Consider the following 22,993-nt stretch of genomic DNA (forward strand, 5'->3'; position numbering starts at 1 on the left):
AGTTTGGGGTCGAGCCGATCTGCAGGCAGCTGCTCGCCAAGCACATCGTCGTGACGCCGGAAGGTCACGACCTCGTCCACCGGCACGTCGCCGCGCTCACCCACCCCGACACCAGGGACCAGCGCGAGAACCAGGACCACGGTTGCCGCCCGAGCGAGACTGGCGCCACCGCGGCAGACCGCAACAACCCGAACCAGCCCGACGGGCCGCTCGGCGCCACCGAGTCGGACGTCGACGGTGCGGAGGACGACGACGACAGTGCGCTTGAGGTGACTGCGCCGGCTCGGGACTGGGCAGCTGAGCTCGGACCGCTGCTGCCGCTCGCAGCCGAGCTCTTCGACACCTGGACGTCGTCATGCGAGGTCCAGTGGGCCGGGTACGCGATGGCCGCAGTGCGCCGTGCCGCCCTGCCCGACGGCGACGACCCAGCCATGAGGGTCGTCGACCCGCCGCCCTGTCCCTGCTTGCACGCGAGTTCTACGTGTACGCAGCCGACGAAGGCTCCCCCGGCGACGGCCTGGACGCACTCGGGCACGCCGACCTGACTGGCCCGGAACCGCGGGTCAGGCCAGTGGCCGCCGGACGCCTGGCCGAACGGCACCACCTCGGGGCAGAAGTCGACGACCCGCACGACATCGTCGTGCAGCTCGCTGCCTCCCGTGCCCCCGTCGTCGCTGATGCACTCCTGCGGGTGCTCGGTCCCCGAGAGACGTTCTGGTCCCTCGCCTGGTCCGTCGAGGAGGACGCCGTCTTCCCGGTGAGCGACCGCGACGACGACGTCGAGCCGAACCTCGCGACTCCCGCACGCGGGTACGCCTGGGTCGACCAGGGCATGAAGCTCTGAGCGGCCCGGGCCGGACCGGTGACCTCCGCGACGTTCTCCATCTCACCTGCCGCCTTCTCCGCGTCCACGCGGAAGGGCAGCAAACTGCTCACCGGTGCAAGCTCACCACGCCACACCCACGGCGAAGCAGCATCAACCACCGTGCGGCTGCCGCCGTCGCACGCGCCGTACGGCTTGGCGCTCTGCCGACGATGCTGCTGGTGCTGACACACCCGGTCGCCGTAGCGTCGAAGGCCCTACCCGCCTCGACGCCGAGGTCAGCGCCATGGACCGCATCGTCCGGAACGAGCAACACACCTACCGTCTGCCTCCGGAGCAGAAGGCCGCAGGTTCGATTCCTGCCGCGGGCACCGATCAGAGCCCCGGTCCACCCATGGTGGCCGGGGCTCCGTCGTCCCCGCATCGCTGCGCGGAGATCGCGGAGATCATCGCGATGTCGGACGGGTCAGAGCTCCGTCAGCGATCCCGCCACTCTGCGGGTCCGGCTCAGGCACAACGGTGCGTGACCGTGCCATTGGTTCACGGCGCGGTCCCACATCACGGCCAGCGGCCGTGAGCTCACCCCGACGACGCCGAGGCGCCGCTCATCGCGTACTCGCGGCCATGGACCGCACCGAACGACCCGAGCAACACACCTACCGTCTGCCTCCGAAACAAGGGCCCCAAGTGCGATCTCGCGCGGGCATGGCGGCTCGGCCAGCCGCCAGGCACGACGGTGACCGGCGCGATGCCTTGCTTTGGATCGGCGAGGCTCCCGAAGGCATCGGCAGCCACATACGACTCCCGCGTCCCTCGGCGCAGCACCTGCTGGGTCAGTCCCCCGATCTCCATTCGGCCCCGTCACTCACCGATGTCAACCAGGGAGCCGTCGTGCATCTGCACGATGCGGCCGCAACGCGCAGCGACCTGCTCGTCGTGCGTCGCGATGACGACTGAGCTGCCCCGCTCTGCGACCGACACGAGAAGGTCAATGACCGCTTTGCTCGTGGCGCTGTCGAGCGCACCAGTCGGCTCGTCCGCGAGCACGATGCGCGGGGAACCGACGAGTGCGCGCGCAATCGCCACCCGCTGACGCTCACCACCCGACAAGGTCCGCACCGTGCGCCTCAGAGGCACGTCGAGCTGCGCCGCGCCCACGCTCTCGGCGCACATCTGGCTGCGGAGCTTGCGTCGCAAGCGGCGTCCGCCGTATAGCAGCGGCACCTCGACGTTCTGCCTGATCGTGTCCTCGTCGATGAGGGCGAAGTCCTGCCGCACGTAGCCGAAAGTGCGGTTCCGCAACCGGGCGAGGCTGCGATCCGAGCTCCGGGTGACCTCCTCTCCCTCGACCGTGACGGTTCCCGCGCTCGCCGGGACCACCAGACCCATGACGTTCAGGAGCGTGGACTTCCCACAGCCGGAGGGTCCCATGACCGCCACCAGCTCCCCCGCGCCAATGGTCAAGGTCACTCCCTTGAGAGCGTCAACGCGTGCCGTTCCGGTACCGAACGTCTTGACGACCGCGTTGAGGTGCAGGGCTGGCATCACAGATTGCTTCCTCCAAGCTGAGCCGCAAGGTCGTTGCGGGCAACGACGGACGAGACACGGGCGACCAGCCCGGCGTACACGGCAGTCACAGCGGCGATCGCCCACGGCACGACGCTGACCAGGTCGGGCAAGGCCAAGGCGGCAAGGCCCAGCACGCCCAGGACCGGCACCAGCACGACAAGTGCGAGGTAGGTCGCCAGGCGAAGCACCACGTCCCCGATCCGCGCGCCGTGCAGCCGCTGGATCGCGAGCGAGCGCTGTGCGCGGCGCGCGGTCGCGGCCGCCGACGATCCCACTGCGACGACCACCAAGAGCAGAAAGGCCGTGTACATGGCCGTGTAGAGCAGACTGTCGCGCTGGTGAGATGCGAAGGTCTGTCCGCCTGCGTCCGCAACCGTAGCCGGGACGAGCTGTAGGCCCGAGCTCCACGACTCATCGACAAGGCGGTCCACCACGGTGGTGGTCGGCGCCAGCAGCACGGTGCGGGCGACGGCCTCCTCCTGAGCGGGCCACCCGAGGGCCATCAGGTCGTCCAGACCCACCTTCACGACGACGGTCCGTGCCAAGGTCTCCCTGGACTGCCAGGGGTCGAGGAACACCGCCCCAGGGGCAAGCCGGCCGCTCACCTCGACGGTGGTCACACCGAGGTCGACGGTGTCGCCCACGCCGTACAGGGCCACGTCCTCACCGACTACCGCCGAGCCGTCCGGGATCTCAGGCAGACCGAAGGCGTCCTCAAAGTCCCCGAGGACCAGCAGCACCGGGTACGGGAACGTCTCGCGCACGCCATGGTTGAAGCGAACGGTCGTGAACGCGGCGCCACCGTGGCGCAGCTCCTGGTCGAGCAGCTCGGCCAGCTCAGTTGTCGGTTCGAACGGCTCGTCGGTGAGGTAGTGCACCCGGAAGAACGTCGCGCCGCGGCGACCGAGGTCCTCCGCGACGCGTACGTCAGCCACGCTTGAGCCCAGCTCGCTCAGGCCGGTGGCCGTGAGGACGGTGCCAATCGTGACCATCGCAGCGAACAGTGCCGTCCTGCCCCGCACCCGCCACGCATCACGGAGCCCTGCGCTCATCTGAACCCTCACCTGGCAGCCTCCCGCGTGCGGCGGGACCCGATCGCCACGCCGAGCGCGGCAGCGGCCAGTGTCAGGCAGGTGGCGCCGAACCAACCCATCCCGGCCGAGACCACATCGAGGTGACGCCGGCCCAGCAGCAGGGTCAGGGCACTACCCACCAAGGTCCCGGTCGACGTCGTCGCGATGCCGACGGGAGCAAGCAGGCGAAGCAGGGCACCCGTGTGCGCTCCGTGCAGGCGGTGCACGTCCACGCGCGACCGGTGAAAGGTGAACTGGTTGACGACCAGCAGCGCGACGCAAACGAAGGCGCCGGCAAGGAGTATGGCGAAGACTGTCGTGAACGGGTCCGATGCCACCACCTGCGCCAGCGGCGGTCGCTCAATCGGCTCGACCTGGAACCCCGCGTCGGTCAGCGCCGTCACGATCGCCGTCTCCACTCCCTTCGACGCGTCGATGAAATAATCCCCGCTGGGCAAGGGCGCTCCACCGAGGGCGTACAAGTACTGGGTGTCCCTCGGCAGCATCGGGTACCCGGTTGTGCCGATGACCGTCGATCCCGGCGGCAGGAATGTCGCCGTGCCGGAGCGCACGACCTGGCCAGCGGTGTAGGAGCCCTCGACAAGGACTACCCACGGCTTGGTGCTCGCACCGGGCGCCTCGGGCGCCCTGGCCGGCTGAGCGCCCGCCGAGCCCACATCGCGCAGCAGCGGTACCGCACCGGTCGTGTCCATGACGCCCACAGCTGCAGCGCCCATACCCGCAGCAGGTGTCACCACAAGTGTCGCGGACGCATCGCCGATGGCGACCAGCACCTGCCCCGCGGCGTCCGCCTGAACCTCGCGTCCAGCGGACGTGACGCTGTAGCCGACGAAGCTCGCTGGCAGGCCCAGGTGCCCGCGCGCCCACCCGTCGGCGAGCGTCAGTCCGTAAGCCACCGACACCGTCATCAGGACTCCGAGCAGCGCACTGACGCCGGCCAGCAACCCGGTCCACCGTGAACGCACACCGCCTCCTTCGTCGGACGGCGTCCGGCCGGCGGGCGTCACCCCGCCGGGCGGACGCCGGTGCTCAACCCCGCCCGCAAGTGGGGAAGGTCACCAGGCGCCCACGGGACGTAGGTGTGACCGTAGTAGAAGCGGGTCGCGTTTCCCGGCAGCAGGCGAAGGCGACAACCGCGGCGGCGGCGTGCAGCTGTTTGCGCATACGGGTTTCCCTTCCTTCTCTATCCGTCACGGGCGCGCGGATTCGCGCCCCGGCTCCCTCGCCTTGGACGCGGGAATTTCGCTTCGAGCTCCGCGGACTTAGTCGTCGGCCGCCTCGACCAGTGCGGTTCGGATCGCTTCGAGCTCGGTGACGTGCGCAGTGAAGAACGCGTCCTCCAGCTCCGTGCGCACCTCCGCGACTGTCGACGGAAGGTTGGACGCCTCGCGGCATCCGAAGTCCGTCGCGGCGAGCGACCGCTCACGGCTCGCGAACTGCTCCAAGACGCCGGTCGGCGGGGGGCGCCCTGGGCCCATAGCGCGTCGTACTCGGCAGTCAGATCCGCCAAGAGCTGGTCCGGACCGCCGAGTGACTCGAGTCCGGGTTGCCGCCGGCCGGGACCCCTGAACCGCGACGGAGCCGGCCAGCCTGCGGCGGAGTGGGTCGATGCGAAAGGACCCGTAGTCCTCGACCGCCTCAGCACCGACTCCTGGTGGCACAACCGCAGGACCAGCGCCCGCCGCCAGGAGTTCTCCTACGGCTTGCAATCCGTCGACCGCCTCGGGCGCCGAGCCGACCGCGGGGAGCCGTCAGCAGGCGACCCAGGTCGCGCCCCGGTAAGCCCCAAGACCGCGCGGACGTCGACGACGTCGGACGCTTTGACGGCACCCCAGGAGCACGCCAGCGTGCAGTGGCGACGTTCGAGGACCTCGCACTGAACGGGCCGTTCGACGTCGGGGGTGACGCAGGGGTCAGCAGCCCGGCGCAGGAGTGGGTGGAGACCCTGACCCCGAGGAGCGGGCCGGTCCTGCTCGAGGCCGCATGGACGATCGTCGGGCGCCTACCGCCGCACCGGCACGGACCGGTTCGACCGGTGCGTGCGGTCCGCGCGAGGATGTGGGGCCCCGTCCCGGCCGAAGGAGTCCCCCGTGTCCCGCATCCTCGTCACCGGCTCGAGCGACGGCATCGGCCTGGAGACCGTCCGTCAGCTGCTCGCCGCCGGGCACGACGTCGTCGGCCACGCGCGCGACGCCGCGCGTGCGCGTGACCTGCGCGCCGCCCAGCCCGGGGTGAGCGACGTCGTCGTCGGGGACCTGGCCTCGCTCGCCGAGACGCGCGCCCTGGCCGGGGCGGCGACCGCCGCGGGCCCGTTCGACGTGGTGATCCACAACGCGGGCATCGGCGGCGGGGTCAGCGAGCGCACGGTGACCGAGGACGGCCTGGAGCGCATCCTCCAGGTCAACGTGGTCGCCCCGTACCTGCTCACCGCGCTGATGCCCCGTCCCCGCCGGCTCGTCTACCTGACCTCCGGCCTGGAGTCCCAGGGCCGCACGCACCTCGACGACCTGCAGTTCGAGGCGCGCGCGTGGGACGGGATGCAGGCGTACTCGGACTCCAAGCTGCTCGACGTCACGCTCGCGTTCGCCGTCGCGCGCCTGTGGCCCGAGGTGGTCGTCACCGCGGTCGACCCCGGCTGGATCAAGACGAAGCTGGGCGGCCCGGGCGCGTGGGACGAGGTGGACGAGGGCGCCGCGACGCAGGTCTGGCTCGCCACGTCGGACGACGACGCCGCGCGGGTGACCGGCGCGTACCTCAAGCGCCACGAGGTCCAGGTCGCGAACCCCGAGGCCCGCGACACCGCCCTCCAGGATGGCCTGCTCGCCCGGCTCGCCGCGCTCACCGGGGTCGAGCTCCCCCGCTGAGCCGCCTGCGGCACGGACGAGGACGGCACGGACGACGACGGCCCCACCGGTCGTCACCGGTGGGGCCGTCGTGGGAGCGCTGGGGTCCTCAGTCCTCGCTGGTGCGCGGCTGCGGCACGCCGTTGAGCAGCCCGCGGACCTCGGCCTCGCTGTAGCGGCGGTGGCCGCCCAGCGTGCGGATGGCGGAGAGCTTGCCCGCCTTCGCCCAGCGCGTGACCGTCTTGGGGTCGACGCGGAACATGCTCGCGACCTCGGAGGGGGTCAGGAGCGAGTCCGGGGCGTCATTGCGGGTGCCGGAGGGGGATCCCTGAGGGGACATGGTGCAACTCCTTCGTCGTTCGGTGCGTCCGGCCGACCTCGAGGGTCCCGTGACTTTGCGTCCCCACCTCGCGGTGGGTTTGCCCTTGTCGCTGACGGGGACAGGTTCCCACATTCCGGACATCGACGCAAAGCGCGTGTCGGCCGCACCCCATCTTTCACCCGCGTCCAGCCCTCCGGGCCGGCTCAGCTCCCCGCCGAGCCCCCCGACGCCTCGGCGCCCCGCCCCCCGCCGATCGTGGTCGCGGGCGAGCCGTGCTGGACCTCGATCCGGCGCGAGCGCGACTCCTCCGCCACCGGGATGGTCAGGGTCAGGACGCCGTCGGCGTAGGCGGCCTGCACCCGGTCGAGGGCGAGGCCGCGACCCACCGTGAGCTGGCGGACGTACGTGCCCGAGGCCCGCTCCCGCGCGAGCCACTGCACGTCCGCGTCGGTGGGTGCCGTGCGCTCGGCCCGGATGGTGAGCGTGCGGTCCTCGACGTTGACGTCCACCGAGCCCGGGTCGACGCCCGGCAGGTCCACCTGCAGCACGTAGTGGTCGCCCGCGCGGTAGAGGTCGAGCGGCATCGCGGCGGTCTGCGGCGCCTGCGCCGCCTCGCGCACGGAGCCCAGCAGCTGGTCCATCCAGCGCGTCGGGTCGATCGGTTCCAGTCGAGCAGCCATGTGAGTCCTCCCCTCGGACACACCCCGGACCATCCGGGGTCCGACCCGCCCGGGGCGTTCGCTCGCACCGGGCGGCTACCTCCGGTTCTAGCACTCGCCCCCGGGGAGTGCCAGGGGACAGGGACCACTGTCCCGGGGACCTTTGGCACAGCCCGGAGCCGCGACGGGCTCGTACCGTGGGACGTGGATCAAGGGCGATCCGCCCCATCCGCACCAATACCGGGAGAGTCCCGTGGCCGCTCGCTCCGCACCCCGTCCCGCCCCTGAGCCTGACGCTGCGCCCCGCGCCGTGGCGTCCCCGATCGACGCCCTCGTCGCCGGCGCCACCAAGGCGCTCGCGCAGTACGCGTCGTTCACCCAGGCCGACGTCGACCACATCGTGAAGAAGGCGTCGGTCGCCGCGCTGAACCAGCACGGCGAGCTCGCGCGCCACGCGGTCGCCGAGACCCGCCGCGGCGTGTTCGAGGACAAGGCCGTGAAGAACATCTTCGCGTGCGAGCACGTCACCAACTCGATGGCCGAGCTCAAGACGGTCGGCATCGTCTCGCGCGACGACCTCCACGGCATCGTGGAGATCGCCGAGCCCGTGGGCGTCGTCGCCGGCATCACGCCGGTGACCAACCCGACGTCGACGGCGATCTTCAAGGCGCTCGTGGCGCTGAAGACGCGCAACCCGATCATCTTCGCGTTCCACCCCTCCGCGCAGGAGTCCTCCGTCGCGGCGGCCCGCGTGGTGCGCGACGCCGCCGTCGCGGCCGGCGCCCCGGAGCACTGCATCCAGTGGGTCTCCGAGCCGTCGATCGCCGCGACCCACGAGCTCATGAACCACCCCGGCGTGGCGCTGATCCTCGCCACGGGCGGCAACGCGATGGTCAAGGCCGCGTACTCGTGCGGCAAGCCCGCGCTCGGCGTCGGCGCCGGCAACGTGCCCGCCTACATCGAGGCGACGGCCAAGCTCAAGCGCGCCGTCAACGACGTCGTGCTGTCCAAGGCGTTCGACAACGGCATGGTGTGCGCCTCGGAGCAGGCCGTCATCCTCGACGCGGAGATCTACGACGCCGCCATGGCCGAGTTCGACATCCTGCACGCCTACCGCGCCACGCCGGCCGAGAAGGCCATGCTCGAGCGCTTCATCTTCGGCGTCGAGGCGGACTCGGCCAACTGCGGCGGCGCCAAGCTCAACGCCTCCGTCGTCGGGCAGAGCCCGCAGTGGATCGCCCAGCAGGCCGGGTTCACGGTGCCCGAGGAGACCTCGATCATCCTGGCCGAGGTCGGTCAGGTCGGTCCCGCCGAGCCGCTCACGCGCGAGAAGCTCTGCCCGGTCCTGGCGGTCCTGCGCGCCGACTCGCGCGAGCACGGCATCCGCCTCGCCGAGCAGATGGTCGAGTTCGACGGTCTCGGGCACAGCGCCGCGATCCACACCGAGGACAAGGAGCTCTCGGAGGAGTTCGGCAGCCGCGTCAAGGCGATCCGCATCATCTGGAACTCGCCGTCGTCGCTCGGTGGCATCGGCGACATCTACAACGCGTTCATCCCGTCCCTCACGCTCGGCTGCGGCTCGTACGGCGCCAACTCCGTCTCGAACAACGTCTCGGCGGTCAACCTCGTGAACATCAAGCGGATCGGCCGTCGCAACAACAACCTGCAGTGGTTCAAGGTCCCGGCCAAGACGTACTTCGAGCCGAACGCCATCCGCTACCTGGCCGACATGCCGGACGTGCACCGCGTCACCATCGTGACCGACGCGACGATGACCAAGCTCGGGTTCGTGGACAAGGTCCTGGACGTGCTCGGTCGTCGCCCGGAGAAGATCGCGCTGCAGATCCTGGACGACATCGAGCCCGAGCCCAGCATCGCGACGGTCGACCGGGGCGCGGAGGCGATGCGCCACTTCAACCCGGACACGATCATCGCGCTCGGTGGCGGCTCCCCCATGGACGCCGCGAAGGTCATGTGGCTGCGCTACGAGCACCCGGAGATCGTGTTCGCGGACATGCGCGAGAAGTTCTTCGACGTCCGTAAGCGTGCCTTCAAGTTCCCGACGCTGGGCGAGCGCGCCAAGCTCGTCTGCATCCCGACGACGTCGGGCACGGGCGCGGAGGTGACGCCGTTCGCGGTGATCACGGACCAGAAGACGGGCGTCAAGTACCCGCTCGCGGACTACGCGCTCACGCCGACCGTCGCGATCATCGACCCCGCGCTCACGGGCAAGATGCCGGCCTCGCTCGCGGCCGACTCCGGCTTCGACGCGCTGACGCACGCGACGGAGGCGTACGTCTCGGTCTACGCGAACGACTTCACGGACGGCATGGCGCTGCAGGCGATCCGCCTGATCTTCGAGAACCTCGAGGCGTCCGTGACGGGCGGCGAGGCGGCGGTGGTCGCCCGGGAGAAGATGCACAACGCCGGCACGATCGCGGGCATGGCGTTCGGCAACGCCTTCCTGGGCATCGTGCACTCGATGGCGCACACCATCGGCTCCACCTTCCACCTCGTCCACGGCCGGACCAACGCGACGCTCCTGCCGCACGTGATCCGCTACAACGGCACGGTGCCGACCAAGCTCACGAGCTGGCCGAAGTACGAGCACTACGTCGCCCCGGAGCGGTTCCAGGAGATCGCCAAGACGCTGGGGCTGCCGGCCTCGACGCCGGCGGAGGGCGTGGAGTCCTACGCCCGGGCGGTCGAGCGGCTGCGCGACGCGGTCGGCATCCCCTCGTCGTTCGCGGCGCAGGGCGTGTCCGAGCAGGCGTTCATGAGCAAGCTGGACGACCTGGCGATGCGCTCCTACGAGGACCAGTGCGCGCCCGCGAACCCGCGGATGCCGATGCTGGCCGACATGAAGGACCTCATGACCGCGGCGTACTACGGGACGTCGCTGCAGGACGTGCGCTCACGGCGCACGGAGGCAGGCACGACGGAGCCCTCCGCCCAGGAGGAGGTGCGCTCCGAGGCCTGACCCGCCGGTGTGCCCGCCCGGTCGCGCGGGCGGGCACACCCCTGCCGGGGCACACTGGACCTCCCCAGACCCTCGGAGGACACCGTGCGCACGACCCCCGTCACCCACGCAGCGCGCCGCCCCCTGCTCTCCCGGGCTGCTGCCGCCGCCCTCGCCGCCGTGCTGGCCGGTGGCGCCCTGACCGGCTGCAGCGCGACCGAGGACCTGCCCGACGTCGACGTCGAGCGCCTCGGCGACGACGTCCAGGAGGGCGTCGACGGCGCCCGCCGCTCGCTCGAGGACCTCGAGCAGACCCTCGACGAGGCGACCCTGGACGAGGACACGCGGGCCCGCGTGGACGAGGCGGTGGCGGCCGCCGGCGACGCGATGGACCGGGCGCGGACCGCGGCGGACGAGGCGGACGTGGTCGAGGCGCTCGACGAGGCCGAGCACCACCTGGACGAGGCCGCGGCGGACGCGGGCCCCGCCGTCGAGGCCGCGCTCGAGACGCTCCGGGCCGAGATCGAGTCGCTGCGCGAGGACCTGGCCTGATCGCGGGCCCGCCCGGTGCGCGACCGAGGCGGGCTCCGCTAGCGTGGCCGGGTGAGTCTCGCCAGCGCTGCCACGCGCCCGTCCCCCCTGTCCGGTCACCAGGTCGAGCTGGTCCTCGACGACCAGGAGGTGACCCTCACCGACGTCGGCGCCAAGGTGCGCCGGTACGCCGTCGGCGGGCGTGACGTCTTCACGCCGTTCGGCGCGGACGAGGTGGCCCCCGCCGGCCACGGGGCGATCCTCGCGCCCTGGCCCAACCGCATCCGCGACGGCCGCTACACGGTCGACGGCGAGGAGCTCCAGCTCGACATCACCGAGCCCGCGCTCTCCACCGCCCTGCACGGCCTGGTCATGTGGCAGCGCTGGGAGGTGCTCGGCAACGTCGACGAGGCGCACGCCGCCGGTCATGCCGCGACCCTGCGCCTGCGGCTCGCGCCCAGCCCCGGCTACCCGTTCGACCTGCTGCTCCGGGTCACCTACCGCCTCACGGCGGCCGGGCTGCACGTGCAGACGACCGCGACCAACCTCGGGACGCGGACCGCGCCCTACGGGGTGGGCTTCCACCCGTGGCTGTCCCCCGGCGCCGCCTCCCTCGACGAGTGCACCGTCCGGCTGGACGCCGCGACCCGCGTGACGGTCGACGACCGCCTGCTGCCCACGGGCACCGAGCCGGTCAGCGGCGAGTACGACCTGCGCGAGCCGCGGTCCCTGCGCGGGCTGGACCTCGACGACGCCTACCTCGACGTGATCCGCGACGAGCAGGGCCTCTCGTGGATCCAGGTCGCCGCCCCGGACGGCCGGACGGCCGCCGTCTGGATGGACGAGTCCATGGACGCGTGGCAGATCTGCACCGGCGACCACATCAGCCCGGAGTCCGTGCGCCGGACCGGCGTCGCGGCGGAGCCGATGAGCTGCATCGCCGACGCGTTCCGCACGGGCGACCGGCTGGTGCACCTCGCGCCGGGCGAGAGCCACGAGGTGACCTGGGGCGCCACGCTGCTCTGAGCAGCGGCGGCTGTCCGCACGACGTCGTGCCCCGCGGGGCGCGACGTCAGTAGTTGGTGCCCATCTCCGCCGTGCCGGGGACGAACTCCCAGTGCCACGGCTCGAACGCCCCCGAGCCGCCCTTGCGGGCCCACTCCGGGTTGTCCCAGCCGAACGTGGGCCCGTTGCTCTGGAGCCACGAGAAGACCTGCGACGAGCGGGTCTCGGACGTGCACAGGTCGATCGCCAGGCCCCAGCCGTGGTTGGACGTCCCCGGCGAGGCCGCGAGGCCGGGCTTGATCGCCGCGACGCGCCGCTGGTCGGCCAGCGAGCGGTAGGAGTCCGTGAGGCACAGGTCGCGACCGAAGGCGGCGCGGAAGTTCACGTTGAGCTCGGCGAGCGCGACGGCGGCGTCGCCCCGCAGCAGGTGGCCGGAGACCCACAGCGAGCACATGTCCGACGCCGGGATGAGGCCGTTGGAGCCCGTGGGACGCGTCTCGCCGTCGCACCCGGGCAGCGGCTCGCGCTCATACGACCGGCTCGCCGCGAGGGTTGAGCGGTCCGCGCCGCGCACGGCCGCCAGCACCGACGTCGCGGTCGTGGGCTGGTCCCCGCCGGCGAGGACCTCGAGCGCGGTCGGGTAGCCCGGCTCGGCGACGGTGACGGCCTCGGCGGCCACGGTCGCCGTCGGCGAGACGTGCGAGGCGAGCGGGACGGCGATCGTCACCGCGGCGAGCGCCGTCAGGACGCCGGCACGCGGCAGGACGCGACGCATCGCCGCGCGGTCGACGCGCCGTGCCGGCCGCGCCGCACGCCGCGCGCGACGCGAGGCCACCGGGGTCGTGGACGCCGCCGGCGAACTTGCCTGCGCTGGCTGCACGACACCTCCGGGCTCGGAACACGGCACGCCCCGGACGCAGATGCGGTGGGAGCGCGACCTCGCCGGGCCGGAGATCGTGGGGGACCCGGCGGGCGAGGTGATGACCCGACAGTAACGGTTCGGTCTCGAGGTTCCAAGCGGCCCTTGGTCCCTGGCCACCCACCCCGGGCTCAGTGGAGCTGACCGCGCTGCATCGCGTCCCGGACCTCGCCCACGAGCTCCTCGAGGATGTCCTCCAGGAAGACGACGCCCACCACCGACCCGTCGGCGGCCACGACGCGCGCCAGGTGCGTGCCCGTGCGCTGCATGGCCGCGAGCGCGTCCTCGACCTCGTCCGCCGGACGGACCTCGGCGAGCGCGCGCACGCGCCACTCGGGCACGGGCAGGTCCCGCTCCCCCGGTCCGGCGTACAGGACGTCCTTGAGGTGCAGGTAGCCGACGGGCTGCCCGCCCTCGCCGGTGACGACGAACCGACTGAAGCCCGTGCGCGCGACGAGCCGCTCGACGTCCGCCACGGAGCAGCCGCGCGGCACCTGCACCAGGTCCGCCACGGGCACCATGACGTCCGCCGCCGTGCGGTCGCTGAACTCGATGGCCCCGGTCAGCAGCCCCTGGGCGTCGACGAGCAGACCCTCCGCCTGGGAGCGCTCGACGATCGACTGGACCTCCTGCGCCGTGAACGCCGAGGCGACCTCGTCCTTGGGCTCGACGCCGAACAGCCGCAGGATGTGGTTCGCGAGCCAGTTGAGCGCGGTGATCACCGGTCCCACGACGCGCGCGACCCACACGAGCGGCGGGCCGAACCACATCACGGCGCGGTCCGGGCCGGCCACGGCGAGGTTCTTCGGCACCATCTCGCCGAGGACGACGTGCAGGTAGACGACCACGAGGAGCGCCACGACGAAGGCCGCGGGGTGCACCGCGGCCGCCGGCAGGCCGACGGCCGCGAACGGGACCTCCAGCAGGTGCGCGAGGGCGGGCTCGGCGACGACGCCGAGCGACGTCGAGCAGACCGTGATGCCGAGCTGCGCGCACGCCAGCATGAGGGAGACGTGCTCCATGGCCCACAGCACGACGCGGGCGCGGCGGGACCCCGCCTGCGCGAGCGGCTCGATCGCGCTGCGGCGGGCCGAGATGATGGCGAACTCCGCCCCGACGAAGAACGCGTTGGCCGCGAGCAGGACGATCCCGAGCGTGATCGCGACACCGGTGCTCATGCGCCGGCCCCGTCCGCCGGGGCGTGCGGGCGCACGCGCAGCCGCTCGACGCGCCGGCCGTCCATCTGCTCGACCTGCAGCAGCACCCCTGGCACCTGCACGACGTCGCCCGCGTGGGGCACGCGGCCCAGGAGCGCCATGACCAGGCCGCCGAGCGTCTCGTACGCCCCCTCGTCCGGCACGACGACGCCGGTCGCCTCCTCGAGCTCGTCCGGCCGCAGCAGGCCCGGGACGCTCCACGAGTCGTCGGCCGTGCGGTGCACGCCCGCGCGGCGCGGGTCGTGCTCGTCCGCCACCTCGCCGACGAGCTCCTCGACGACGTCCTCGAGCGTCACGACACCCGCCGTCCCGCCGTACTCGTCGACGACGACGGCCATCTGCATGCCGTGCTCACGGAGCTCGACCAGCAGCGGACCCAGGCGCACGGTCTCCGGCACGCGCGGCGCGTCGTCCATGAGGGCGGCGGCGGGCACGTCGGCGCGCCGGTCGTACGGGACGGCGATCGCGCGGCGCAGGTGCACCAGCCCGACGACGTCGTCGTGCGAGGTGTCGATCACGGGGAAGCGCGAGTGCCCGGTCGCCCGGGCGCGGGCCACCACGTCGGCCGCCGTGTGGTCGCGCCGGACGACCTCCATGCGCGTGCGGTCTGTCATCACGTCGACGGCCGTGAGCGTGTCGAGCTCGATCGAGTTCGTCAGGAGCGTGGCGGTGCCCTCGTCGAGCGTGCCGACCTCCGCCGACCGCCGGACGAGCGAGGCGAGCTCCTGGGCCGACCGCCCGCCCGAGAGCTCCTCGCGCGGCTCCACGCCCATGCGGCGCAGCAGGCCGTTGGCGCTGTCGTTGAGCACCACGATCACCGGCCGCAGGGCCGTGGTGAAGCCGCGCTGCAGCGGCGCGACGGCGCGTGCGGTCGCCAGCGGCCGGCTCAGCGCGAGGTTCTTGGGGACGAGCTCGCCGAAGAGCATGGAGAACCCGTTGACGAGGAGGATCGCCCCGACGGCCGCGAGCGCCGTCGCGATCCCCTCGGTCCGCGGGTTGCGCCCCAGGGCGCCCGCGAGCAGGTCGGTGATCGCCGGCTGCGTCGTGTACCCGAGCAGGATGGTCGTGACCGTGATGCCGACCTGGGCGCCCGACAGCTGGGTCGACAGCTCGGCGAGCGCGCGGCGGACCGACCGCGAGCGCCGGTCGGGGGTCCGCTGGACCTCCTGGTCCACGAGCGCCGGGTCGAGCGTCACGAGCGCGAACTCGGCGGCGACGAAGACCGCGGTGCCGGCCGTGAGGGCGACGCCGAGCAGGACGAGCAACCACTCGGTCACCGTGGGCGCCGGGCGGGGTGCGTCGCGAGGGGCGGGCGGAGTCGGGAGGAGCCGGCACCGGGGGCGACCCAGGGCCGGCTCGGACTTGAGCTCGTCATCGTGCGGTCAGCATAACGGCGTGTGCCACGCTAGGCCCCATGGCAGCCAGCAGGCCCGACGCCGACCCCGTGACCGTCCTCGTCGTCGAGGACGAGCCGGCCATCGCCACCGCCATCGCGCACCGGATGACCGCCGAGGGCTGGCGCGTCGAGATCGCGGGCGACGGCCCGAGCGGTGTCGCCGCGGCGGCGCGCCTGAACCCGGACGTCGTCGTGCTGGACGTCATGCTCCCGGGGCTCGACGGGCTCGAGGTGTGCCGCCGGATCCAGCGCGAGCGCCCCGTGCCGGTGATCATGCTCACCGCGCGCGACGACGAGACGGACATGCTGGTGGGCCTCGGCGTCGGCGCCGACGACTACATGACCAAGCCGTTCTCGATGCGCGAGCTCGTGGCGCGCACCAAGGCGCTGCTGCGCCGCGTCGACCGGGCGACCCAGCTCGCCGAGCAGGCGCCCGCGGAACCGGCCATCGTGGTGGGCGACGTCGTCATCGACCGGGCGCAGCGCCGGGTCTCGCGCGACGGCGAGGTCGTGCACCTGACACCCACGGAGTTCGACCTGCTGGTGACGCTCGCCCGGACCCCCCGCACGGTCCTGACCCGCGAGCGCCTCCTCGCGGAGGTGTGGGACTGGGTCGACGCGTCGGGGACCCGCACCGTCGACTCGCACGTCAAGGCCCTGCGTCGCAAGCTCGGACCGGACCTCATCCGCACCGTGCACGGCGTGGGCTACGCGTTCGAGCCGACCGGCCGACCCACGAGCGGCTGACGTGCCGACACCACGCCACGTCGGGCACCCCGGACGCGGCCGGCTGCCGGACGTCCGGCCGCTGGACCGGCTCTCGACGATCAAGATCAAGCTGGGCGTCCTCGTCGCGGCGAGCGTCGTGGTGGCCGCCTTCATCACCTGGCTCGGGCTCTACAACCACCTCGGCCCGACGCGGACCCTCCCGCTGGCCGTCGTGGTCGCCCTGCTGGCCGTGCAGGTCCTCGCGCGCGGCATGACGTCGCCGCTGCGGGAGATGACGGCCGCCGCCCGCGCGATGGCCGGCGGCGACTACTCCCAGCGCGTGCGCGCCACCAGCCGCGACGAGGTCGGCCAGCTCGCCGAGGCGTTCAACACCATGGCGCGCGACCTCGAGCACGTCGACGTGCTGCGCCGCGAGATGGTGGCCAACGTCTCCCACGAGCTGCGGACGCCGGTGACGGCGCTGCGCGCGCAGCTCGAGAACATGGTCGACGGCGTCAGCGAGCCCGACCCCGAGGCGCTCCAGGCCGCGCTGACCCAGACCGAGCGGCTCGGGCGGCTCGTCGCCTACCTGCTCGACCTGTCCCGCATCGAGGCGGGCGCCGTGGGCCTGGACGTCGACGACGTGCCGCTGGAGGACTTCCTGCGCGACGCCGTGGCCGCCGCGGAGCCGCTCGCCGCCGAGAAGCAGCTGCGGCTCGAGACGGTGGTCCACCCGGCGGGCCTGACGGTCCCCGCCGACGCCGAGCGGCTGCACCAGGTCGTGGCCAACCTCCTGCACAACGCGGTCCGGCACTCCCCCGTCGGCGGCCGCATCACGGTGGCGGCGGGGCGCTCCGGCGGGTCGGTGGTGATCGACGTCGCGGACGAGGGCCCGGGCATCCCGCGGGGCGACCGCGAGCAGGTCTTCGTACGGTTCAGCCGCGGCAACGCCCCCGCGCAGACCGGGAGCGAGAGCACCGGCGGCACGGGCCTGGGCCTGGCGATCGTGCGCTGGGCGGTCCAGCTCCACGGCGGCACGGTGCACGTCGCCGACTCGGCGAAGGGCTGCGTGATGCGCGTGACGCTGCCGGCGAAGCGGCAGCCCACGCCCCGATAGTTGTTCTAGTCCCGTTGGAACAATAGGGTGATGGACATGACACACGCAGCGACCGCGCCCCCGGGCGAGCAGGGCGTCGTCTCGGTCCGGAACCTCACCAAGCGGTTCGGGTCGGTCCTCGCCGTGGACGACCTGACCTTCGACGTGCACCCCGGGCGGGTGACCGGCTTCCTCGGGCCCAACGGCGCGGGCAAGACGACGACGCTGCGGATGCTCCTCGGGCTCGTCCGCCCGTCGGCCGGCAGCGCGACGATCTCGGGCGGCACGTACGCCACCCTCCCCCGCCCGGCGCGGGTCGTCGGCGCGGCCCTGGAGGCCGCGAGCTTCCACCCCGGCCGGACCGCGCGCGACCACCTGCGGGTGCTCGCGCCGCAGGTCGGCGTGCCGGACTCCCGGTGCGACGAGGTCCTGGACATCGTCGGCCTCGGTGCGGTCGCCCGGCGCCGCGCGGGCGGGTTCTCCCTCGGCATGCGCCAGCGCCTCGGCCTGGCCACGACCCTGCTGGGCGACCCGCAGGTCCTCGTGCTCGACGAGCCGGCCAACGGCCTCGACCCCGAGGGCATCGCGTGGCTGCGCTCCTTCCTGCGCCACCTCGCCGGCGAGGGCCGCACCGTCCTCGTCTCGAGCCACGTGCTCTCCGAGGTCCAGCAGACGGTCGACGACGTCGTCATCATCGCCCGCGGCCGCCTGGTGCACGCCTCGCCGCTGGCCGAGCTCGCCCGCCTCGCGCGGCGCACCGTGCGCGTCGCCTCGCCCGACGTCGACGGCCTGCGCCGGCTCGCCGACCGCCTCGGCGTCGCGGCCGAGCCCGGGCCCGCACCGGGCACGCTGCTGCTCGACGACGTCGACCCGGCCACCGTGGGCGCCGCCGCCTTCGCGGCGGGCGTCGAGCTCCACGAGCTCAGTGCGCGCGACGTCGGCCTCGAGGACCTCTTCCTCCAGCTGACCACCGGTCCGACGACCGAGAGGGGTGCCGCGTGATCGCCGCGCTCAAGACCGAGTACCGCAAGCTCGTCACCACCCGGATGTGGTGGGTCCTGCTGCTCTGCATGGCGTTCTACATGGCGTTCCTCGGCGGGTTCATGGCCTTCGTCCTCACGCTCGGCGACGGCGCGGCCGGCGCCGGCATGACCGGTGAGCCGACCCCGGAGCTACCGGCCGCGGACCTCGTGCAGACCGTCTACACGCTCGCCCCGTCGGTCGGGTACGTCTTCCCCGTGATCGTCGGCGCGCTCGCCGTGACCAACGAGTTCCGGCACATGACCATCACGCCGACCCTGCTGACCGAGCCCCGCCGCTCGCTCGTCCTCGGCGCGAAGCTCCTCGCGAGCCTGCCGGTCGGTGCGGTGTTCGGCCTCGTGGGCACCGGGGCGACGGTGGCGACGGGCGCCGCGGTGCTCGCGCTGCGGGGCGAGCCGACACTCCTCGGCGATCCCGACGTGCTGCTCACGCTCGGCCGCTCGGTCCTGGTGCTCGCGGTCTGGGCGATGGTCGGCGTCGGCTTCGGCGCGGCACTGACCAACCAGGTCGCCGCCATCGTCGTGCTGCTCGCCTTCACGCAGTTCGTCGAGCCGATGCTCCGCCTGTTCCTGGGGGCCTTCGAGCCGACGGAGGGCGTGGTGCGCTGGCTGCCCGGAGCGGCGGGCGAGGCGGTGACCGGATCGAGCTTCTACGCGGCCAGCGGCATCAGCGACCTGGTCCCCTGGTGGCAGGGGCTCCTGGCGCTGGTCGCCTACGGCCTCGCCTTCGCCGTCCTGGGCCGGTTCACCGCCTTCCGCAGGGACATCACCTGACGAGTGGGGCGGACGTCACGTCCCCGATGGGGCCGCCCCGCGCGCGGCTGACGGCCGGGCTCGCGGAAATCGCCTAGGGTGGATGCCGAGATGACCGGTGTCAACGGTCTGAGGTCCCGTGGCGGAAGTGGGCGATCCTGGCGTGTCCCAGAAGGCGGAGCACGATGCCGTGCGCGCAGCGTTCGGTGCCAACCAGTGGCTGGTGGACGAGCTCTACGAGCAGTACCTGACCGACAAGGACGCCGTCGACCCGGCGTGGTGGGACTTCTTCGAGGACTACCGCCCACGGGGTGACCAACCGGCGCCCGACGGGCAGCGGCCCGCGGCGTCGGACGGCGCCGACGGTGCGGCCACGCGGCGCGAGGCGCCCGAGGCGTCCTCCGGGCGCAACGGCGCCGCGCCCGCGCGGCGTGCCGGGTCCGACGACGCGGAGAGCCCGACGCCCGCGCCGACGACGGCCGACGAGCGTCCGGCGCCGGCGCCGCAGGCCAAGCGCTCGCCGGCCCAGGCGACCTCGCGCACCCCCCGGGAGCCCGACGCCGAGCCGACGACGCCCCCCGAGGCGTCGGCCACCCCTGCGACGGCCCCGTACGCCGCCGTCGCGGCGGCGAAGCCGAACGCGCCCGAGGCGCCGCCCGAGGCCACCGTGGAGAAGCTGCGCGGCCCGGCCGCGCGCGTCGTGGTGAACATGGAGGCCAGCCTCGAGGTCCCGACGGCGACCTCGGTGCGCGCGGTGCCGGCCAAGCTCATGGTCGACAACCGCATCGTCATCAACAACCACCTCGCGCGCAGCCGCGGCGGCAAGGTCTCCTTCACCCACCTCATCGGGTGGGCCGTCGTCGAGGCGCTCGGCGACATGCCGGCGATGAACGCCGCCTACGCCGAGATCGACGGCAAGCCGGGGATCAAGCGCCCGGGCGCCGTGAACTTCGGGCTCGCGATCGACCTCGCCAAGCCGGACGGCACCCGCCAGCTGCTCGTGCCGGCCATCAAGGGCGCGGACCGCATGGACTTCGGGCAGTTCGTCGCCGCGTACGAGGACGTCGTCCGCCGTGCGCGTCAGAACAAGCTCACGGTCGAGGACTTCGCGGGCACGACGATCTCGCTGACGAACCCGGGCACGCTCGGGACGGTGCACTCCGTGCCGCGCCTCATGACCGGGCAGGGCACGATCATCGGCGTCGGGGCCATGGACTACCCGGCCGAGTTCCAGGGCGCCTCCGACGAGCAGCTGGCGCGCCTCGGCGTGTCCAAGGTGCTCACGCTGACGTCGACGTACGACCACCGCATCATCCAGGGCGCGCAGTCCGGCGACTTCCTGCGGATCGTCGGCGCGAAGCTCCTCGGCGAGGGCGGGTTCTACGACCGCGTCTTCACCGCGATGCGGGTGCCGTACGAGCCCGTCCGCTGGGTGCGCGACAACACCGTCGACCAGGACACCGAGCTCGCCAAGCCCGCGCGCATCGCCGAGCTCATCCACGCCCACCGCTCACGTGGGCACCTCCTGGCCGAGACGGACCCGCTGGCCTACCGCCAGCGCAAGCACCCCGACCTGGACATCCAGAGCCACGGCCTGACGCTGTGGGACCTGGACCGGGTGTTCCCGACGGCCGGCTTCACCGGCAAGCCCAAGGCGACCCTGCGCGACATCCTCGGCCTGCTGCGCGACTCGTACTGCCGGACCATCGGCGTCGAGTACATGCACCTGCAGGACCCGCGGCAGCGGCGCTGGCTCCAGGAGCGGCTCGAGTCCGGCTACGCCCGCACGCCGCGGGAGGACCAGCTGCGGATCCTGCGCCGGCTCAACGCCGCCGAGGCGTTCGAGACGTTCCTGCAGACGAAGTTCGTCGGGCAGAAGCGCTTCTCCCTCGAGGGCGGCGAGTCGCTCATCCCGCTGCTCGACGCCGTGCTGTCGCGCGCCGCCGAGAACGGGCTGGACGAGGTCTGCGTCGGCATGTCGCACCGCGGCCGGCTGAACGTGCTCGCCAACCTCGCCGGCAAGAGCTACGGGCAGATCTTCGCGGAGTTCGAGGGCAACCAGGACCCCAAGAGCGTCCAGGGCTCGGGCGACGTGAAGTACCACCTCGGCACCGAGGGCACCTTCACCGCCGAGTCCGGCGCCACGACCAAGGTGTACCTCGCGGCCAACCCGTCGCACCTCGAGGCCGTCGACCCGGTCCTCGAGGGCATCGTGCGGGCCAAGCAGGACCGCATCGACCTGGGCGGCGACGGCTTCTCCGTGCTGCCGATCCTCATCCACGGCGACGCGGCGTTCGCGGGCCAGGGCGTGGTCGTCGAGACGCTGAACCTGGCGCAGCTGCGCGGGTACCGCACCGGCGGCACCATCCACGTCATCGTCAACAACCAGGTCGGGTTCACGACCGGGCCCTCCTCGTCCCGCTCGTCCCAGTACGCCACCGACGTGGCCAAGGGCCTGCAGGTCCCGATCTTCCACGTCAACGGGGACGACCCCGAGGCGTGCGTGCGGGTGGCCGAGCTCGCGTTCGAGTACCGCGAGCAGTTCGACCGCGACGTGATCATCGACATGATCTGCTACCGCCGGCGCGGCCACAACGAGGGTGACGACCCCTCGATGACGCAGCCGCTCATGTACAACCTCATCGAGGGCAAGCGGTCCGCCCGCAAGCTCTACACCGAGTCGCTCGTCAGCCGCGGCGACATCACGGTGGACGAGGCGTCGCAGGTGCTGCAGGACTACCAGAGCCAGCTCGAGCGCGTCTTCACCGAGACGCGGGACGGCGCCTACACCCCGGCCGCCTCGACCGAGCCGGTGTCGGGCCTGGAGAAGCCCGAGTCGCAGCTCGAGGACGCCGGGCGCATGGTCGGCTGGCGCACCGCTGTCGACGTCGAGGTGCTGCACCGCATCGGGCGGGCCCACGTCCGCCCGCCCGCCGGGTTCACGGTGCACCCCAAGCTCGAGCAGCTGCTCAACAAGCGGGAGCAGATGTCCCGCGAGGGCGGCATCGACTGGGGCTTCGGCGAGCTGCTCGCCTTCGGCTCCCTGCTGCTCGAGGGCACGCCCGTCCGGCTCGCCGGGCAGGACTCGCGTCGCGGCACCTTCGTGCAGCGCCACGCGGTGCTGCACGACCGCCGGACCGGCGCCGAGTGGACGCCGCTCGTCTACCTCTCGAGCGACCAGGCGAAGTTCTGGGTCTACGACTCCTCGCTCTCGGAGTTCGCCGCGCTCGGCTTCGAGTACGGCTACTCCGTCGAGCGCCCGGACGCCCTGGTGCTCTGGGAGGCCCAGTTCGGGGACTTCGTCAACGGCGCGCAGACGATCATCGACGAGTTCATCTCGTCCGCGGAGCAGAAGTGGGGTCAGCGGTCCTCCGTGGTGCTGCTGCTCCCCCACGGGTTCGAGGGCCAGGGCCCCGACCACTCGTCCGCCCGCATCGAGCGGTTCCTGCAGCTGTGCGCCGAGGACAACATGACCGTCGCGGCGCCGAGCACGCCGGCGTCCTACTTCCACCTGCTGCGCCGCCAGGCGTACGACCGCCCGCGGCGCCCGCTCGTCGTGGCGACGCCCAAGTCGATGCTGCGGCTCAAGGCCGCCGCCTCGGCCGTGGAGGACTTCACGTCGGGCACGTTCCGTCCCGTCGTCGGCGAGGAGCACCTCGGCGACCCGGGCCGCGTGGACCGCGTCCTGCTGTGCTCGGGCAAGGTCTACTACGACCTGCTCGCGCAGCGGGTCAAGGCCGAGGACGACCGCACCGCGATCGTGCGCCTCGAGCAGCTCTACCCGCTCGAGGGGGCGGCGCTCGCCGAGGCCGTGCGGCCGTTCGGCGACGCCGAGGTCGTCTGGGTCCAGGAGGAGCCGGCCAACCAGGGTGCCTGGACCTTCCTGGCGCCCCAGCTCGAGGAGGTCCTCGGGCGCCCGGCACGGCGCGTCTCGCGGCCCGCGTCGGCCTCCCCGGCCGCCGGTTCGAGCAAGAAGCACGCGAGCGAGCAGGCGGCCCTGGTCCAGGAGGCCTTCGCACGCTGAGCAGGACGACGGCGGGTGCCCGACGGGGCGCCCGC

General features: G+C 72.6%; 19 protein-coding genes, 1 tRNA gene, 1 riboswitch and 1 other annotated feature (1 of these 22 only partly in view). Of the genes, 12 read left to right on the forward strand and 8 right to left on the reverse strand.

Features of this window, described 5'->3' with window-relative positions; translation table 11 throughout:
• Positions 1-39 (forward strand) — a sequence feature (AL1L pseudoknot) (it extends 66 nt beyond the left edge of the window).
• A gap of 11 nt (positions 40-50) precedes the next feature.
• The 3 genes from H2O74_RS11345 (at position 51) to H2O74_RS11355 (ending at position 1,194) form a co-directional block, all read left to right on the forward strand.
• Complete coding sequence (locus H2O74_RS11345; RefSeq protein WP_182111684.1) at positions 51-545, forward strand: hypothetical protein; 495 nt, start codon at positions 51-53, stop codon at positions 543-545.
• A 26-nt stretch (positions 546-571) separates the two neighbouring features.
• Positions 572-844, forward strand: coding sequence for a hypothetical protein (locus tag H2O74_RS11350; RefSeq protein ID WP_182111685.1), 273 nt, complete (start codon positions 572-574; stop codon positions 842-844).
• A 250-nt stretch (positions 845-1,094) separates the two neighbouring features.
• Positions 1,095-1,194: transfer RNA gene (locus tag H2O74_RS11355), tRNA-Arg, on the forward strand.
• Between the two features lie 490 nt (positions 1,195-1,684).
• On the opposite strand, the gene H2O74_RS11360 is transcribed toward H2O74_RS11355, so the two are convergent.
• From H2O74_RS11360 to H2O74_RS11370, 3 genes are read right to left on the reverse strand one after another with little or no spacing between them, the layout of a single operon-like run.
• A complete protein-coding gene (locus tag H2O74_RS11360) occupies positions 1,685-2,368 on the reverse strand; it encodes an ABC transporter ATP-binding protein (RefSeq protein ID WP_182114231.1) in 684 nt (227 codons plus the stop codon).
• Complete coding sequence (locus tag H2O74_RS11365) at positions 2,368-3,444, reverse strand: hypothetical protein (RefSeq protein WP_182111686.1); 1,077 nt, start codon at positions 3,442-3,444, stop codon at positions 2,368-2,370. The genes H2O74_RS11360 and H2O74_RS11365 overlap by 1 nt, the downstream gene beginning before the upstream one ends.
• Positions 3,445-3,452: 8 nt before the next feature.
• Positions 3,453-4,451 (reverse strand): hypothetical protein, encoded by a 999-nt coding sequence (locus H2O74_RS11370; protein WP_182111687.1) that lies wholly within the window; start codon positions 4,449-4,451, stop codon positions 3,453-3,455.
• Positions 4,452-5,576: 1,125 nt separating this feature from the next.
• On the opposite strand from H2O74_RS11370, the gene H2O74_RS11375 reads away from it, so the two are divergent.
• Entirely contained in the window at positions 5,577-6,350 is a 774-nt protein-coding gene (locus tag H2O74_RS11375) for an SDR family NAD(P)-dependent oxidoreductase (protein ID WP_182111688.1), read from the forward strand.
• A gap of 88 nt (positions 6,351-6,438) precedes the next feature.
• Here the strand turns inward: H2O74_RS11375 and H2O74_RS11380 are convergent, their stop codons facing one another.
• Both H2O74_RS11380 and H2O74_RS11385 read right to left on the reverse strand, forming a co-directional pair.
• On the reverse strand, positions 6,439-6,669 hold the full coding sequence (locus H2O74_RS11380) for a BldC family transcriptional regulator (RefSeq protein ID WP_182111689.1): 231 nt from the start codon (positions 6,667-6,669) through the stop codon (positions 6,439-6,441).
• 18 nt (positions 6,670-6,687) lie between these two features.
• Positions 6,688-6,763, reverse strand: a riboswitch (cyclic di-GMP riboswitch).
• A gap of 91 nt (positions 6,764-6,854) precedes the next feature.
• Entirely contained in the window at positions 6,855-7,331 is a 477-nt protein-coding gene (locus H2O74_RS11385; RefSeq protein ID WP_182111690.1) for an Hsp20/alpha crystallin family protein, read from the reverse strand.
• A 289-nt stretch (positions 7,332-7,620) separates the two neighbouring features.
• On the opposite strand from H2O74_RS11385, the gene adhE reads away from it, so the two are divergent.
• The 3 genes from adhE (at position 7,621) to H2O74_RS11400 (ending at position 11,826) form a co-directional block, all read left to right on the forward strand.
• Positions 7,621-10,290: a bifunctional acetaldehyde-CoA/alcohol dehydrogenase gene (gene adhE, locus H2O74_RS11390; RefSeq protein ID WP_255491582.1), complete on the forward strand. Its 2,670-nt coding sequence runs from the start codon at positions 7,621-7,623 to the stop codon at positions 10,288-10,290.
• An 84-nt stretch (positions 10,291-10,374) separates the two neighbouring features.
• A complete protein-coding gene (locus H2O74_RS11395; RefSeq protein WP_182111692.1) occupies positions 10,375-10,821 on the forward strand; it encodes a hypothetical protein in 447 nt (148 codons plus the stop codon).
• A gap of 51 nt (positions 10,822-10,872) precedes the next feature.
• On the forward strand, positions 10,873-11,826 hold the full coding sequence (locus H2O74_RS11400) for an aldose 1-epimerase family protein (protein WP_255491583.1): 954 nt from the start codon (positions 10,873-10,875) through the stop codon (positions 11,824-11,826).
• 46 nt (positions 11,827-11,872) lie between these two features.
• Here the strand turns inward: H2O74_RS11400 and H2O74_RS11405 are convergent, their stop codons facing one another.
• The 3 genes from H2O74_RS11405 to H2O74_RS11415 form a co-directional block, all read right to left on the reverse strand.
• The gene (locus H2O74_RS11405) at positions 11,873-12,580 is read right to left on the reverse strand and encodes a M15 family metallopeptidase (protein WP_182111693.1); all 708 of its coding nucleotides are present in this window, start codon (positions 12,578-12,580) and stop codon (positions 11,873-11,875) included.
• A gap of 275 nt (positions 12,581-12,855) precedes the next feature.
• Entirely contained in the window at positions 12,856-13,902 is a 1,047-nt protein-coding gene (locus tag H2O74_RS11410; protein ID WP_182111694.1) for a hemolysin family protein, read from the reverse strand.
• Entirely contained in the window at positions 13,899-15,218 is a 1,320-nt protein-coding gene (locus H2O74_RS11415; RefSeq protein ID WP_182111695.1) for a hemolysin family protein, read from the reverse strand. Before H2O74_RS11415 ends, H2O74_RS11410 begins: the two co-directional genes overlap by 4 nt.
• 137 nt (positions 15,219-15,355) lie before the next feature.
• On the opposite strand from H2O74_RS11415, the gene H2O74_RS11420 reads away from it, so the two are divergent.
• The 5 genes from H2O74_RS11420 to H2O74_RS11440 all read left to right on the forward strand — a co-directional run bounded on the left by H2O74_RS11420 (position 15,356) and on the right by H2O74_RS11440 (position 22,958).
• Positions 15,356-16,084, forward strand: a complete 729-nt coding sequence (locus tag H2O74_RS11420) for a response regulator transcription factor (RefSeq protein ID WP_182111696.1) — start codon at positions 15,356-15,358, stop codon at positions 16,082-16,084.
• 1 nt (position 16,085) lies between these two features.
• Positions 16,086-17,162, forward strand: coding sequence for a HAMP domain-containing sensor histidine kinase (locus tag H2O74_RS11425; RefSeq protein WP_182111697.1), 1,077 nt, complete (start codon positions 16,086-16,088; stop codon positions 17,160-17,162).
• 36 nt (positions 17,163-17,198) lie between these two features.
• Positions 17,199-18,143, forward strand: coding sequence for an ABC transporter ATP-binding protein (locus tag H2O74_RS11430; protein WP_182111698.1), 945 nt, complete (start codon positions 17,199-17,201; stop codon positions 18,141-18,143).
• The gene (locus tag H2O74_RS11435) at positions 18,140-18,955 is read left to right on the forward strand and encodes an ABC transporter permease (RefSeq protein ID WP_182111699.1); all 816 of its coding nucleotides are present in this window, start codon (positions 18,140-18,142) and stop codon (positions 18,953-18,955) included. Before H2O74_RS11430 ends, H2O74_RS11435 begins: the two co-directional genes overlap by 4 nt.
• A gap of 142 nt (positions 18,956-19,097) precedes the next feature.
• Positions 19,098-22,958 carry a multifunctional oxoglutarate decarboxylase/oxoglutarate dehydrogenase thiamine pyrophosphate-binding subunit/dihydrolipoyllysine-residue succinyltransferase subunit gene (locus tag H2O74_RS11440; protein ID WP_182111700.1) on the forward strand — a complete coding sequence of 1,287 codons (3,861 nt, stop codon included), beginning with the start codon at positions 19,098-19,100 and terminating at the stop codon, positions 22,956-22,958.
• Positions 22,959-22,993: the final 35 nt, after the last annotated feature.

The sequence above is a fragment of the Actinotalea sp. JY-7876 genome, assembly GCF_014042015.1.
GTDB lineage: Bacteria > Actinomycetota > Actinomycetes > Actinomycetales > Cellulomonadaceae > Actinotalea.